This window comes from Streptomyces sp. YPW6 (assembly GCF_018866325.1).
GTDB lineage: Bacteria > Actinomycetota > Actinomycetes > Streptomycetales > Streptomycetaceae > Streptomyces.
This window is the reverse complement of sequence record NZ_CP076457.1, coordinates 4,759,666-4,774,266: the sequence shown is the minus strand read 5'-3', so window position 1 is coordinate 4,774,266 and position 14,601 is coordinate 4,759,666. Positions and strand designations below refer to the sequence as shown.

Below are 14,601 nucleotides of genomic sequence, written 5' to 3'. Positions count from 1 at the left end.
GCCGCCCGCCGAGGCCGGTGGGCGGCTCAAAGGTGCAGGTGACCGAGCGCCTGAGCGCGGGACCCCGTCAGCCCGCCGCGCTCCAGGCGATCCCGTCGAGGATGTCGTGCTCGCTGACGACGACCTCGTGGGCCCCCGTCCGCTCCATCACCGCCAGCAGGACGAGCGCCCCGGCGCCGATCACGTCGACCCGGCCCGGGTGCATCACGGGGATCGCGGCGCGCTCCTCGTGCGTCGAGCGCAGCAGGTGCTCGGTGATCGCCCGGACCTGGCCGCGGGAGACGCGGGAGTGGTGGATGGCCGCGGAGTCGTACTCCGTCAGTTCCAGCGCGATCCCGGCGATCGTGGTGACGGTGCCCGCGAGGCCGACGAGCGTCCCCGCCCGGGTGAGCGGCACGGTCTCCTCGGCGACGTCGAGGGCGGCGTCGATGTCCGCCCGGATCGCGGCGGCCCGCTCGTGGCTCGGCGGGTCGACGACGGACCCGTCCACGACGAGGTGACGCTCCGTCATCCGTACGCAGCCGACGTCGACGGACCGGGCCGCCTCCACCTCGTCCGCGCCGAGGACGAACTCGGTGGAGCCGCCGCCGATGTCGACGACGAGGTAGGGCTTCGTCAGACGGTCGCTGCCGGCCAGTTCCCTGGTGGCCCCGTCGAAGGAGAGCTGGGCCTCCTGGTCGCCGGTGATCACCTCGGGCTCGACGCCCAGGATGTCCCGCACACCGGCCACGAAGTCCGCGCTGTTCTCGGCGTCGCGGGAGGCGGAGGTGGCGACGAAGCGGATCCGCCCCGCGCCCAGCTCCTCGATCACGGCCGCGTACTCCCGGCAGGCCGCGAAGGTCCGCTCCAGTGCCTCGGGGGCGAGCCGGCCGGTCCGGTCGACGCCCTGGCCGAGGCGGACGATCGTCATCCGCCGGTCCAACTCGGTGAAGGAGCCGGTGGCCGGGTCCACGTCGGCGACGAGCAGCCGGATGGAGTTGGTGCCGCAGTCGACGGCGGCGACCCGGGTCATGCGCCCTTCCCGTCGGCGGGGCCGTCGAGCGGGCGGAAGGCGAAGTGGCCCTCGTCGCCCTCGTCCACCGTCCAGCCGTCGTCCTCGCCCGTCGGCGCGCACGGCGTGACGCAGGGGCCCTTCTTCCACCACTCGGGCAGCATCGCGATGGCCTCGTCGCCCAGCGGGTTCACCCCGGGGCCCGCCGCCAGCGAGTGGCCGACCAGGACGTGCAGGCACTTCACCCGGTCCGGCATGCCGCCCGCGCTCGGGAAGCCCTCCAGGACCTCGATGGCGTCGCGACGGGCGAGGTAGTCCTCGTGCGCGGCCCGGTAGGCCTTCGCCAGCTCCGGGTCGGTCTCCAGACGGGCCGTCATCTCCTTCATGACCCCGTTGGCCTCCAGCGTGCCGATCGCCGAGGCCGCCCGGGGGCAGGTCAGGTAGTACGTCGTCGGGAACGGCGTGCCGTCCTCCAGACGGGGCTGGGTCTCCACCACGTCCGGGTTGCCGCACGGACAGCGGTGCGCGATGGCGCGCAGGCCGCGCGGCGGGCGGCCGAGCTGCTGCTGGAACGCGGCGATGTCCGCGTCGGTGGGCTGGGTGGACTCGGTCTGCGGAGGGGGCGTTTCCATGCCTGCCTTGGTTCTGCTCGAAGCTCGTGAAGGGGGGTCGCGGGTCGGTCAGTCGCGGTCGTCACGGTCGGCGCTGTCCACGCCGTCCCAGAGGTTGGAGTGCCAGGGACGGTCGCTCGCGCCGGGCTCCGACCGGCGGTCCTTCGCCGCGTCGGGGTCGGCCACGGTGTAGGCGGTCTCCCCGGGAAGGACGTAGTGGAGGTGCTGGCGGGCCAGGCGCATGATGTACGCGTCGTCCTGGAGCCGCGCCTTCTCGTCCCGCAGCTCCTCGGTGCGCCGCTGCGCCTCCTGCGAGAGCCGCTCCTGCTCGGCGATCTCGTCGCGCTGGGAGACGTACTGCCGCATCGGGTAGGCGAGCGCCACCACCAGGGAGCAGACGACCAGCGCCAGGAACGCGGCCCGGCCGGTGAGCCGGGAGCGGCGGGCCTGGCGGCGGTTCTGCGACCGGTACACGCGGGCCGCGGTCTGCTCGCCGAGCAGCCGCAGCCTGGTCGCGGTGGAGAACCGGTCGCGGTCCTTGCCGGCCATGTCTGCCCGCCTCCCCGTTACGCACGTCCGTCCCCGCACACGGTACGGGACCGGGTGCGGGGACGGGCGGAGGCCACCGGCCTGGCGCTGCGGGTCAGCCCTTGAAGCGCGGGAAGGCGGAGCGCCCGGCGTACACCGCGGCGTCGTCGAGGATCTCCTCGATGCGCAGCAGCTGGTTGTACTTGGCGACGCGGTCCGAGCGGGCCGGGGCGCCGGTCTTGATCTGGCCGCAGTTCACGGCGACGGCGAGGTCGGCGATGGTGACGTCCTCGGTCTCGCCGGAGCGGTGCGACATCATGCACTTGAAGCCGTTGCGCTGGGCCAGCTCGACGGCGTCCAGGGTCTCGGTCAGCGAACCGATCTGGTTGACCTTGACGAGCAGGGCGTTGGCGGAGCCCTCCTCGATGCCGCGGGCCAGGCGCTCGGGGTTGGTGACGAAGAGGTCGTCGCCGACGATCTGCACCTTGGAGCCGATGCGGTCGGTGATGACCTTCCAGCCGGCCCAGTCGTCCTCGTACAGCGGGTCCTCGATGGAGACCAGCGGGTACGCGGAGACGAGCTCCTCGTAGTACTCGGTCATCTCGGCGGCCGAGCGGGACTTGCCCTCGAACTCGTAGGCGCCGTCCTTGTAGAACTCGGACGCGGCGACGTCGAGCGCGAGCGCGATGTCGCGGCCCGGGACGTAGCCGGCCTCCTTGATGGCCTCGACGATGAGGTCCAGGGCGGCGCGGTTGGACTCCAGGTTCGGGGCGAAGCCGCCCTCGTCGCCGAGTCCGGTGGACAGGCCCTTGGTCTTGAGGACCTTCTTCAGCGTGTGGTAGATCTCCGCGCCCCAGCGCAGGGCCTCGGAGAAGGACTCCGCGCCGATCGGCGCGATCATGAACTCCTGGATGTCCACGTTGGAGTCGGCGTGCGAGCCGCCGTTGAGGATGTTCATCATCGGAACGGGCAGCAGGTGCGCGTTCGGGCCGCCGAGGTAGCGGAAGAGCGGCAGGTCGGACGCCTCGGAGGCGGCGTGCGCGACGGCCAGCGAGACACCGAGGATGGCGTTCGCGCCGAGCGAGGCCTTGTTCTCGGTGGCGTCCAGGTCGAACATCGCCTGGTCGATGAGGCGCTGCTCGGTGGCGTCGTACCCGACGAGCTCCGGGCCGATCTGCTCGATGACGGCGAGGACGGCCTTCTCGACGCCCTTGCCCTGGTAGCGGTTGGGGTCACCGTCGCGAAGCTCGATGGCCTCGAACGCACCGGTGGAGGCGCCGGACGGAACGGCAGCACGGCCCGTGCTGCCGTCGTCGAGGCCGACCTCGACCTCGACCGTGGGGTTGCCCCGGGAGTCGAGGATTTCCCTGGCTACGACGACGTCGATGGACGGCACGAGGCATCTCCTTCTGGGATCTGACACTGGTTGTGCAGGGTCACTGTGGCCTTGCGACACGAGCCTATCCGGCCCGGCCGCGTCCGTCGGCCGCCCGCCCGCCTCCTGGGACGAAAAAGGACCCAAGAGCCTGCATAACGGGGCAGAACTCTAGAAATCTACTGGGCGGTAACAACAAGAGGTGAACGCACGCGGCCCTCCGGACGCCCACCGCTCACGAAGAACCCGGCCCGGCGCGCTGGGGGGAAGAGCGCGCCGGGCCGGGAAGCCGTGCGAGGGAGGATGCCGCCGGACACCCTCCCTCCGAGGAGGAGAGACGGCGATTACTTCAGGTGGAGCTGCTGACCCGGGAAGATCAGGTCTGCGTCCTCGACGATGTCGTCGTTGAGCTGGAAGAGCTTGCTCCAGCCGCCCTTGACGCCTTCCTTCTGAGCGATCTTGCTCAGGGTGTCGCCGGACTTGACCTTGTACTCGCCGTCGCCCTTCTTGACCTTGTCGCCGGTCGGGGTGGTGACGGTCTTCTTGCTCTCGGCCTTGGGGGCCTCGCGCTGCTCGCTGCGCGTCGTGGGCTGCTCGGCCTGACGCTGCGGCTGCGCCTGCTCGGGCTTGCTGGCGGACTGGCCGGAGCCGCCGGGGTTCACGCCCGGGTCCACACCGTCGTTGGTGAGGCCGCCGGCGCCGGCGCAGGCCCAGGCGCCCGGACCCTGCATGTCGAGAAGCTTCTCGGCGGTGGCGATCTGCTGGTCCTTGGAGGCCAGGTCGGCGCGCGCGGCGTACTGCGTACCGCCGGCGGCGGCCCAGCTGGACTGCGAGAACTGCAGCCCGCCGTAGTAGCCGTTGCCCGTGTTGATGGACCAGTTGCCACCGGACTCGCACTGGGCGACGGCGTCCCAGGTCTCGACGGAGGCGGCGGAGGCGTTGGTCGCACCCATCAGCGGGACGGCGACGGCGGCACCGGCGACACCGGCGAGGGTCGCGAGACGGGTGGCCTTGGACGGGCGGCGGTGCTTGCCCTTGCTGTTCAGCAGCATGGAACGAATCTCCTCACCGACGCCTACGAGGTGAGCTGTCGGGTTCGGGCTGATGAGTTGCCCGGCCGTGCGTCCTTGCGCACGGCTCCACCCCAAGCCGGTCCCGTACGCCCCCCGGAAGGGGATCGTGCGGACCCGGCGGCCTACCTGGGTCCCCCGCTCCTGCCTACGGCGCTTACGCGTCTGTTCCCTCCGACCGACGGCAGGATTCGGCGTGACGGTCGACGGGGCCCGCGGTGCGAGCGGCTTAGACCGTAAACACAGGCAAGCCCGACATTCAAAGACGGACATAGGGGGCAATCGACTCGAACTCGCGGCAACCGATGGGGCGTTTCCGCAGGTCGGGGGCGATGTGCGCGAAGGGACCGGAAGGGGCGCGTGAGTTGAAGCAAAGAGACCCATGTCTCACTTACGCAAAGTGGACATAGGTCTCTTAACTGCCTCTGTTTTCGGGGTGTTTTCCCGAATTGACTCAGTTGGCGGCAGGCGCCTCGGCGGACGCGTCGGCATCCTGCGGCGCGGCCTGACCGGCCCCCTGCCCCTGCCCCTGCCCCTGCCCCTGGCTCCGCTCCAGCCCCAGATCCAGGTTCTGGCCGGGCAGGATCAGGTCCGGGTCGGAGCCCAGGAGGTCCTTGTTGGTCTCGTACAGACCGGTCCAGCCGCCGGGGACTTCCTGGGCGTCGGCGATCGCCCAGAGGTTGTCGCCGGGCTGCACTGTGTACGCACCGGCGACCGCCGCACCGCCGTCCCGGGCGTCACCGTCACCCCGCGAGGCGTGCCGGCCGGATCCGCGCGGCCCCTCCTCCTGCCCGGCACCGGCCTCCTCGGGCGCGGGGGCGCCGCGATGCTTGCCGCCCTTGCCCAGGGAGGCGTCGGGGGCGGCGGAGGGGTCGGCGGCGTCGGGGGCCTCGGAGGAGGGCGGGGCGGAGGGCGTCACCGCGGGGTCGGGGGCTTCGGCGCCCCGCTCCGCGCCGGCACTGTCCCCCTTGCCCGCCGGGCCGCCCTTCTCGGCCTTCCCGCTCCCGTCACCCTTGCCGCCCTTGCCGGACTCGCCGGCTTCACCGGACGTGCCGGATTCATCCGCTTCACCGGACGCGTCCGCGTCGTCGGTCGGGGTGGCCGTCGGGTCGGGGGCCGGCGCGGTGCCCGGGTCGACGCCCGGCAGGCTGCCGTCCACCGCGAGCCCCGAGATCACCGCACAGCTCGGCCATGCCTTGGGGCCCTGGTCCGCCAGGACCTTCTCGGCGACGGAGATCTGCTGCGACCGGCTGGCGAGGTCGGCGCGGGGTGCGAACTCCGTTCCGCCGTACGCCGACCAGGTCTCCTGCGAGAACTGGAGCCCGCCGTAGTAGCCGTTGCCGAGGTCGGCGCTCCACATGCCGCCGCTCTCGCACTCCGCGACCCGGTCCCAGGTGGTGGCCTCGGCGGCGGTGGCGCCGCTCGCCCCGAGCAGCGGGATGGCGATGGCCGATCCCGTCACGCCTGCGGCGACGACGATGGCGGGTGCCTGGCGAGGGCGGCGGTGTCTGCCGTTCGCGGAGCCCATGGGTATGCCTTCCGTGCGACTGACAAGCGAGTGACCTGAGCTCCGCGCAGCGGGATTACGTGCCTGCGTCGGTGCACCAGTGACGCGTGAGCACCATGCGGCCGACGCGTCGAACCGTGAACCTAGCGGGACTCGAACGTGTGTCACAAGTCGATGCAGCGCAGATCACGTAAAAGTCACAGAGTTGACAGCGTGTCACTTTCCTCGGAACGGTTTCCCGGCTCGAACGCGACCGGAAGCGTGCGCAGTCCGCGCATGATGAGCCCGCCGCGCCACCGCAAATCGGCAGGTTCTTCAGCAAGTCGCAGGTCAGGCAGGCGTCTCAGGAGCGTGGCCAGCGCGGTCCGCCCTTCGAGGCGGGCCAGCGGGGCCCCCAGGCAGTAGTGGATGCCGTGCCCGTAACCGAGGTGCTGATTGTCACTCCGTGCAAGGTCCAGTGTGTCCGGATCCGTGAAGCGCTCCGGGTCGCGGTCGGCCGCCGCGAGCACCACGAGTACGGGGTCCCCGGCGGCGATCTCCTGGCCGCCCAGGGTCAGCGGCTCGGTGGCGTACCGCCAGGTCGCCATCTCTACCGGCCCGTCGAACCGGAGCAGTTCCTCCAGCCCGGTCGCCAGCAGGTCGCTCTCCTCCAGGTCCGGGGACGCCGCGAGGGACGCCTCCAGCCGGGCCCGCTGCTCGGGGTGGCGCAGGAGCGCGTAGGTGCCGTTGCCGATCAGGTTGACGGTCGTCTCGAAGCCGGCGAAGAGGAGGATGAACGCCATCGCGGCCGCCTCGTTCTCCGTGAGGTGCTCGCCGTGGTCGCTGGCCCGGATCAGTCCGGAGATCAGGTCGTCGCCGGGGTTCTCCCTTTTGCGGTGGATGAGTTCGGCGAGATAGCCGCGCATCTTCTTCACCGACCGGGCGACCCCGCCGCGCGGCCCGCCCCCGTGCCGGATCATCATGCCCGCCCAGTCCCGGAAGTCGTCCTGGTCCTCGCGGGGAACGCCGAGCAGGTCGCAGATGGCGTAGATGGGGAGCGGGAAGGCGAGGTCGTGGATGAGATCGGCCTTCCCCTCCTCGATGAACCCGTCGATGAGCCGGTCCGTCAGCTCCTGCACGCGGGGCGCGAACTCCGCGACCCGGCGCGGGGTGAACGCCTTGGACACGAGCCGGCGCAGCCGGGTGTGGTCCGGGGGGTCGATGTTGAGCAGATGCGTCATCAGCTCCGCCTTGCGCTCCCCCGGAATCCCCGTCTTCCCCTTGGCGTGCGGCGACTCGGCGTGGTGGGCGGGGTTCTTGGAGAGCCGCGCGTCGGCGAGCGCCTGCCTGGCATCCCCGTACCGGGTCACGAGCCAGGCCTCGACCCCGCTGGGCAGCGCGGTGCGGTGCACGGGGCGGTGCTCGCGGAGCCAGGCGTAGGCGGGGTAGGGGTCGGAGGCGAACTCCCAGGTGAAGAGTTCGGGGGCGCTGTCGGGGATGGTGGCGCTGTGGGGGCAGGCGGAGCGCTCGGGGGCGCGGGTGTCGGGGCTGTCGTTCACGCCTCCTCCGCCGCCAGGATCGCGTCCCGGTACGCCCGGGCCGCCGCGCGCAGGGCGGCTTCCGGGTCGGTGCCGTTCGCCTCGGCGGCGACGGCGAGGGCGAGGAGGTCGTAGCCGATGGCGTTGCCGGAGGACGGGTCGCCGGTGGGAAGGGGGACGTCGAGGCCGGCCGTGCGGGCGCGGCTGCCGAGCTTCGCGGCGAGGGCCAGGCCCGGCTGGCCGAGCGGGACGCCTTCGGTGACCGAGGTGCGCTGCTTCTCGATCGCCTTGGTGCGCAGCCAGTGCGCGTGGACGTCCTCGGGGGTCTCGGCGGTCTCGTCGCCGAAGACGTGCGGGTGGCGGTGGATCAGCTTCTCGACGAGGCCGCCCGCCACGTCGTCGATGGCGAAGGGTTCGTCGGGGTCCTCCTCGGCGATGCGCGCGTGGAAGACGACCTGGAGGAGGACGTCGCCCAGTTCCTCGCGGAGTTCGTCCCGGTCGCCGTCCTCGATCGCCTCGACCAGTTCGTACGCCTCCTCGATGGCGTACTTGGCGAGGCCCCGGTGGGTCTTCTGCGAGGTCCAGGGGCAGACGCGGCGGATCTGGTCCATGACCTGGACCAGGTCGAGGAGGCGGGCGCCGGGGAGGTCGTACGAGCCGGGGAGCAGTTCCAGGTCCGGCATGGCCACCCGGCCCGAGCCGCCCAGGCGGGCCAGGCCGTCGGTGAGGGGGGCGTTGCCCTCTCCGCCGGTCAGGACGACCACCGTCCGGCCGCCCGCGCAGTCCGCGACCAGTTCGTCCGCGGAGGGGGCGGCGTGTTCGACGCGTACGCCCGCCTCGCGGAGGTAGGGCAGCTGCGGCTGGTCCGGGTCCGCGGTGAGGACGCGGTCGGCGGCGCGCAGGGTCTGCCAGGCCGGCCAGGACAGCAGACCGGGCGCGACCCGGTGGCTGGCGGTGAGCAGGACGATGCGGCCGGGGTCGGCGGGGGTCTCGACGGGAGTGTCGGGGGCTTCGGCGTTCACCCTGCGAACCTACCTCCGGCGGCGGACCCGGCCGGGCGGCGGACCTGCCTCCGGGCGGAGGCCTGGCCGGGCGGGGCCTGGCCAGGCGGGGCCTGGCCGGGCGGAGGACCCGCCTCGGGGTGTGGCCCGCCTCTCGTGGCGGATCAGGTCCGGCGGCGGACCCGCCGTCGGCCTGCCTCCCCGGCACGGATCGCCTCCGCCGTCGGTCTGCCTCCGGCCGTCGGGCTGCCTCCGGGGCCTTCGGCCCGCCCGCTCAGGCGCCCGTCGGCTGTTCCGGCGTGAACTCGGTGCGCTGGGTGATCCAGGGCGCGCTGTAGTTGCCGAGCTGCATCTTCTGGTCGTCCCAGGTGCCGAAGCGCGGGTTGACGTCGATGTCGAGGGCCTTGGACGCCTTCGTGAGGGCCTCTCCGACGACCTGCTGGCCGGCGGGCGTGCCCAGATCCGCGCCGAGCGCCCGGGCCAGCTTCGGGAGCTGGACCTCCTGGCGCATGTCGCCGTCGATCTGGTCCGGGGCCACCCAGCGCTGCTGGAGCATCATCGCCTCGAACTGCTCCTCGCCGCCCTGCTGGGCGAGGCCGGCCTGACGCATCTCCTGGATCTCCTTGCGGGAGACGGTGACCCCCGCGTCCTCGGCGGCGCGGTCGAGGATCCGGCCGAAGATCAGACCGTGCAGCTTGGCGCGGTTGAGCTGGCCCGACTTGTTGACCAGCTGGGCGGCCTGCGGGGAGCTCTCCTGGGCGGTGCGGACCTCCGCGGCCCGCTCCTGGACCGCCGACACCTCGATCCGCTCGCCGCCCACGACGGCCGCGGCACCGGGGTGGGCCTGGTTGCCGCAGGCCGACAGGAGCGGTGCGGCGACGAGCGTTGCGGCGAGGACGGAGAGCGCGGTGCGACGACGGCGGTGCAAAGGAGCCTCCCGGGGAGAGTTTGTGCATCGGTGCACAAAGCCTTGCGGTGATCGATGTTAGGCAGTGGATGTGGGCTGTGCCACTGATTCGACCAACGATTCGGGAGGAGTTGGGGATGTGGTCGGCGACGAGCGGCCCTCCGGCGTCCTGTCAGCCTCCGCGGACGTCCCGCTGGTGGCTGAGCCGGCGGCGCAGGTCCATGGGCAGCGGGTGGTGCGGCCCGTAGGTGCGCTCGGCGTCGTACAGCAGCGCCTGGAGCTGGGCCCGGCCCGCGGTGTGGTCGCCGACCGCCAGGAGCAGCTGCCCGATGCGGTGCCGGATGTCGAGGGCGCGGCCGGGATCGGAGGTGACCGACCCGTAGGCGTTCTCGTAGTACGGGAGGACCGCGCGGTACTCGACCAGCGCCGCCCCGGCCTCGCCGAGCTGTTCCAGGCACTGGGCCGCGTCGTGACGGAACTGGAGGGCCTGGGCGTCGGCCGGGCCCGCCTCAGCGGTGCGGTCCTCGGCGAGGCGGCGCAGTTCGGGCAGGGCTCGGCGGTACTGGCCGTCGTCCATGAGCGTCGCCGCGTACTGCTTGCGCAGGATGCGCACGACCGGTGAGTGCTCGCCGTGCTCGGCCGCAGCGGCCGGGAGGGTGGCGCCGAGGACGTCCACGGCCTGGGTGATCCGGCCCTCGCCGAGCAGCTTCTTCACCTCGTCCACGGCCCGCGCCACGTCCAGCCGGCCGGGCGGCGGGGTGGCGGGGCGGGCGGGAGCGGCAGGGGTGGAGCGGGCCGGGGACGGGAGGGCGGCCGGGGCCGGGTGAAGGACGGCGGGCCGACGGGGCCGGCGGCGGCCCGGCGAAGGCGGCGGGCGCGGGCACGGGGGCCGGGGTGGCGGCCCGGTCCGGCCAGGGGGCGTGCGGCCGGAGGAAGGGGCGGGTCGGGTCGAGCGGCCCGGCGGGGGTCCCCTGCTTCGGCAGCAGCGGGGCCAGCTCCTCGTACACCTCCTGGGCGGAGGCGGGCCTCTCCTGGGGGTCCTTGGCCAGCAGGCGCAGGACGAGGGCCTCCAGCGCGACGGGCACCTCGGGGCGCTGCTGCCGGACCGGGACCGGGGCTTCGTAGAGGTGGCGGTGCAGGACGCCCAGCGCGGTGGACCCGGCGAACGGGACGTCTCCGCTGAGGAGTTCGTGCAGCAGGACTCCGAGGGCGTACAGGTCGGTGTACGGGCCGACCGCGCCGCCCATCGCCTGCTCGGGGGACATGTAGGCCGGGGATCCGATGGGCGAACCGGTGTGGGTGAGGCGGGTGGTGTCGGTGTCGAGCACGGAGGCGACGCCCAGGTCGAGGACGGTGACGGTGCCGTCGGGGCGGACCATCACGTTCCGGGGCTTGAGGTCGCGGTGGACGATCGGCACGGCGTGCACCGCGCAGAGGACGGCGCAGAGCTGGGCGGCGATCGCGACGGCCCACGGCCAGGGGTACGGCTCCTGCTCGGCCAGATGATCGGCGAGGTCGGCGCCCTCGACGTACTGCATGACGAGGTAGAGGTCGGCGCCGTCGCTGCCCGCGTCGTGGACGGTGACCAGGCCCGGGTGGTCGACCTGGGCGGTGACCCGGCACTCGCGGACGAACCGGCGGCGCAGTTCGTCGGCCGCGTCGCTGCCGGTGGGCCCGGCGACGCGGTCGGGGCGCAGCAGCTTGACGGCGACGCGGCGGTCCAGGCGCCGGTCGTACGCCGTCCACACCTGGCCCATGCCGCCCTGGCCGAGTACGGTCGCCAGCTCGTAGCGGTCGGCGATGGTCCGCCCGCTCACCGGCCCTCGCCGTCCCTGCTGTCCTTGTTCTCCTTGCGGAGGTAGTCGCTCAGCTCGTCCAGCTCGGCGCGGACCTGGTCGAGGCGGCGGGGCGCGGGCGTGGGGATGGGCGGGGTGGCCGGGGCGGTGTACGGGTTGGGCGGCTGGTGCTGCTGGTGCGGGGCGAGGTGCTGCTGGTAGGGGAGCGGGGGCACCGGACGGGAGGGAGCGCCGTACGGGGCCGGGGCGCCGAGGGCGCTGTAGTGCCGTATCTCCGCGTACAGGTAGTAGGTGATCACCCCGGCCAGCAGGCCGCCGATCCAGAGCATCATGAGCAGCGCCGCCGCGTCCGACATCTCGTCGGGGTCGTCCGGTGTGGCCATGATGAAGGCGAACAGCCCGATGTTGAGGGCGATCACGACCACCAGCAGGACCCAGTCGCGCGGCCTGCGGGTGACGATCGCGAGCCGCAGCATCGGCGCCCAGCCCAGCAGGCCGCAGCTCAGCACGGTCACCGCCACGAGGATCACGCGCACCGTCGTGAGCGCCGCCGGGGACGGCCGCGATGGCGTCGGCTGCTGCGGCATGGGGCCGTAGCCGTGCATGTGCTGCTCCTGGGAGGCGTATGTCGGACGTGTGGGGTGAGCGTATACACCTCCGCCGACCCGCTGTCCCCGGTTGCCCCCAAGGTTGTCCTCACCGTTGTGCGCGGCCGTCGCCCAGGGGCCGGTCACCGCGGCCGGGACGTCCGGCGCGGCCGGCTCATCCGGGCGTGACCGTGCCGTCCGCCAGGCCGTCGTACATCCCCTGGACCAGTTGGCCGCCGAGTCGCCCCGCCGTGCGCAGAGCGTCCTCGAAGGCGGCCAGCTGACGGAACCGCTCCCCGTACCGCTGCTGCTCCGCGAGCGGCATCCGGGGCAGGTGGAGGCGTCGCGCGTCCAGCCGGGCGGCGGTGGACGCGTAGCTGCTGGCCTGCCGATGGTTGGCGGTGCCGCGCAGGAATCCGGCGAGGAACCAGCAGTCGACGGCGGCCGGGTCGGGCCGCAGGAGCTGGAGGTTGCGGCCGAGCGCGGCTCCGGCCGTCGACGCGTCCACGACCCGGGCCGTGGTGGAGCCGCCGAGCACGGGCACGACGACGTCGCCGGGCTGGAGGAGGACCGGGTCGTCGGCGGCCGCCCCGCCCGGGTCCTCCTGGCCGGCGGGCGGGAGGGAGGTCGGGGCAGCGCCGGTGAGGACGTCGTGCTCGGTGAGGACGGGGACGGCCGCGCTGCCGGGAACCGCCGTGCCGCTGTGCAGGAACAGCGCTCCGGCGCGGGCGAGTTCGCCGACGGTGGTGAGCGGGCGGTGCGCGGGCGCGGCAGGGTCGGCCGCGGGCGGGACGAGGCCCGAGGCCAGCCGGAGCGTATCGGTGAGGCGTTCCCGGACCTCGCCGAGGCCGGACGCGCCGCCGCCGGACGCGGGGCGCGGCAGATGGCGGGCCGGGGCCAGGTCCACGTCGTCGTCGAGGAGTTCGATCACGGGCACGACGCGGCTGACCCCCTCGGCGTCGGCCCGGTCGCGCCAGGCGCCGAGGACGGCGGAGCGCACGGCGGGCCAGTCGATCCGTTCGCGCCCACCCCCGGGGGTCTTGCCGCCGGGGGGACGGCCGGGGCCCCCGGACGCGTCCGGGGCCGGTCCCGAGAGGCCGGCGGTGTCGGCCAGCAGGAGATCGGCGGCGGGCCGCACGCCGGGCTCCGGCTTGCACAGGATCCAGAGGTGGAGCGGAATGCCGTACGGAGGGGCGGCGCCGGCCGGCAGCGCGATGACGGCACGCAGGGCTCCCCGGCGCAGAAGCCCGGCGCGGATGCGGCGGCCCGAGCGCCGGGAGGCGGCGGCGGGCGGCATGAGCAGCACCGCGGTGCCGCCGTCGCGCAGCCGGGCCAGGGCGTGCTGGACCCAGGCGAGTTCGGATTCGGTGCGGGCCGGGAGGCCGTACTCCCAACGGGGATCGTAGGCCAGTTCGTCGTGCCCCCAGGTGCGTTCGTTGAACGGCGGGTGGCAGAGCACGGTGTCGGCGGCCAGCTCGGGGAAGGCGTCGGCCCGCAGCGTGTCGCCCGTGCGCACGGTCGGCCCGGGGGCGGCGCGATGCGTGCCGTCGGCGGCGCGGCGTGGTCCTTCGCCGGCCAGGGCCAGACGCAGGGCGGTGAGCGCGGCGAGCGCCGGGTCGGCTTCCTGGGCGTACAGAGCGGCGGGCCCGCCGACCGCCCGGAGCAGGGCGCCGGTGCCGGCGGCCGGGTCGAGGACGCTGCGAACGGGCTGCTCCCGGGCCGCCCGGTCCGTGTGCTTCGGCGGTTCGGCGATCTCCGCCATCAGCTCGGCGAGCTGGGGCGGGGTCAGCGTGTACTGGCGGGGGTTGGCGTCCAGCTGCCGGCCGAGCAGGAACTCGAAGGCCTGACCGGCCCCGATTCCGGCGGCCAGCTCGGCGGCCGCGCGCAGCAACGGTACGGACGGGAGGAGGTCCTGCGCGGTGGGCGCGTGAACCCGTGCCGGCTCCGGCGCACTCGCTCCGTGAACACCTCCCGGACGGGGCGTACCCGTCGCGCGCCCACCTCCCGGCTCCTGCGTACCGGCCGTGTGAACATCTCCCAGCGCCTGCGCACCGGCTGTGTATACACCTCCCGACCCCTGCGCACCGGCTGCGTGAACACCGTCGGCCTCGGGCCCGAGCCTCGCGGTGAGGACGTGCTCCATGGCCTGCGGCAGCAGGGCGGCCATCCGCTCATCAGGGGCTCCTGCGAGCTCCAGCCAGGCGGTGGGCCGGTCACGGACGAGCAGCAGGGCGCAGCCGACGTGGACCAGCGCCCGGCCGGCGCCGGCCGGATGCCCGGCGACCGCTTGCCAGACACGTTCCCGGAGGGGCACCTCAGCGAGTTTCCCCTGGTCGCGCAGCCATTGCTCGACCTCGGACAGCGCGAAGGACGGACTGGCTCCGGTCCCGCCGACCGGCTGCGGGAAGTCGGCGTACCGACGGCGCCAGTTGCTGACGGCGGCGCGCCCCACGCCCGCGAGGCGGGCGATCCCGGCCGCGGTGACCTCGGTCGCGTTCTCCGGCACTGGCTCTCTCCTCGGTCGGTACGCACTGCCTGCGACGCCTGCCCGCGAGCATAGCGACTCTCCCGCGCACACCCACAGGGGCCGTTGCCCGACACATCTGACGTGAACAGTGTTGACTCGGTTCACAAGCTTTGCTCTTATTGACCCGCCACCGCAGGGAATCCCGAAAGGGGTGTTCCTCCAGGGGCGTTCCTCATCCGCTGTC

General features: G+C 73.3%; 11 protein-coding genes, 1 pseudogene and 1 riboswitch. All 12 genes and pseudogenes read right to left on the bottom strand.

Features of this window, described 5'->3' with window-relative positions:
- Positions 1-67 precede the first annotated feature (67 nt).
- The 12 genes and pseudogenes from KME66_RS21210 to KME66_RS21155 all read right to left on the bottom strand — a co-directional run bounded on the left by KME66_RS21210 (position 68) and on the right by KME66_RS21155 (position 14,396).
- Positions 68-1,012, bottom strand: coding sequence for a Ppx/GppA phosphatase family protein (locus KME66_RS21210; protein WP_216324850.1), 945 nt, complete (start codon positions 1,010-1,012; stop codon positions 68-70).
- Positions 1,009-1,623 (bottom strand): DUF501 domain-containing protein, encoded by a 615-nt coding sequence (locus tag KME66_RS21205; RefSeq protein WP_073225484.1) that lies wholly within the window; start codon positions 1,621-1,623, stop codon positions 1,009-1,011. The genes KME66_RS21210 and KME66_RS21205 overlap by 4 nt, the downstream gene beginning before the upstream one ends.
- 48 nt (positions 1,624-1,671) lie before the next feature.
- Entirely contained in the window at positions 1,672-2,151 is a 480-nt protein-coding gene (locus tag KME66_RS21200; RefSeq protein ID WP_073225482.1) for a septum formation initiator family protein, read from the bottom strand.
- Positions 2,152-2,245: 94 nt separating this feature from the next.
- Complete coding sequence (eno, locus tag KME66_RS21195; protein ID WP_073225480.1) at positions 2,246-3,526, bottom strand: phosphopyruvate hydratase; 1,281 nt, start codon at positions 3,524-3,526, stop codon at positions 2,246-2,248.
- 323 nt (positions 3,527-3,849) lie between these two features.
- Positions 3,850-4,557, bottom strand: coding sequence for a transglycosylase family protein (locus KME66_RS21190; protein ID WP_073225478.1), 708 nt, complete (start codon positions 4,555-4,557; stop codon positions 3,850-3,852).
- 5 nt (positions 4,558-4,562) lie between these two features.
- A riboswitch (cyclic di-AMP (ydaO/yuaA leader) is annotated at positions 4,563-4,741 on the bottom strand.
- Positions 4,742-5,029: 288 nt separating this feature from the next.
- Positions 5,030-6,103, bottom strand: a complete 1,074-nt coding sequence (locus KME66_RS21185) for a transglycosylase family protein (RefSeq protein ID WP_216324847.1) — start codon at positions 6,101-6,103, stop codon at positions 5,030-5,032.
- A gap of 176 nt (positions 6,104-6,279) precedes the next feature.
- On the bottom strand, positions 6,280-7,560 hold the full coding sequence (locus KME66_RS21180) for a cytochrome P450 (protein WP_253208611.1): 1,281 nt from the start codon (positions 7,558-7,560) through the stop codon (positions 6,280-6,282).
- A gap of 56 nt (positions 7,561-7,616) precedes the next feature.
- Positions 7,617-8,621 (bottom strand): nucleoside triphosphate pyrophosphohydrolase, encoded by a 1,005-nt coding sequence (locus KME66_RS21175; protein WP_216324841.1) that lies wholly within the window; start codon positions 8,619-8,621, stop codon positions 7,617-7,619.
- A 253-nt stretch (positions 8,622-8,874) separates the two neighbouring features.
- Positions 8,875-9,528: a SurA N-terminal domain-containing protein gene (locus KME66_RS21170; protein WP_073225468.1), complete on the bottom strand. Its 654-nt coding sequence runs from the start codon at positions 9,526-9,528 to the stop codon at positions 8,875-8,877.
- Between the two features lie 151 nt (positions 9,529-9,679).
- Positions 9,680-11,324 (bottom strand): annotated as a pseudogene (locus tag KME66_RS21165) (protein kinase).
- Complete coding sequence (locus KME66_RS21160) at positions 11,321-11,908, bottom strand: hypothetical protein (RefSeq protein WP_216324839.1); 588 nt, start codon at positions 11,906-11,908, stop codon at positions 11,321-11,323. Before KME66_RS21160 ends, KME66_RS21165 begins: the two are co-directional and overlap by 4 nt.
- A 157-nt stretch (positions 11,909-12,065) precedes the next feature.
- Positions 12,066-14,396: an N-6 DNA methylase gene (locus tag KME66_RS21155; protein WP_216324836.1), complete on the bottom strand. Its 2,331-nt coding sequence runs from the start codon at positions 14,394-14,396 to the stop codon at positions 12,066-12,068.
- Positions 14,397-14,601 lie beyond the last annotated feature (205 nt).

Coding starts and splice junctions, on each gene's coding strand:
- KME66_RS21210 (WP_216324850.1), bottom strand. CDS start 1,012: ATGACCCGGGTCGCCGCCGTCGACTGCGGCACCAACTCCATCCGGCTG.
- KME66_RS21205 (WP_073225484.1), bottom strand. CDS start 1,623: ATGGAAACGCCCCCTCCGCAGACCGAGTCCACCCAGCCCACCGACGCG.
- KME66_RS21200 (WP_073225482.1), bottom strand. CDS start 2,151: ATGGCCGGCAAGGACCGCGACCGGTTCTCCACCGCGACCAGGCTGCGG.
- KME66_RS21190 (WP_073225478.1), bottom strand. CDS start 4,557: ATGCTGCTGAACAGCAAGGGCAAGCACCGCCGCCCGTCCAAGGCCACC.
- KME66_RS21185 (WP_216324847.1), bottom strand. CDS start 6,103: ATGGGCTCCGCGAACGGCAGACACCGCCGCCCTCGCCAGGCACCCGCC.
- KME66_RS21160 (WP_216324839.1), bottom strand. CDS start 11,908: ATGCACGGCTACGGCCCCATGCCGCAGCAGCCGACGCCATCGCGGCCG.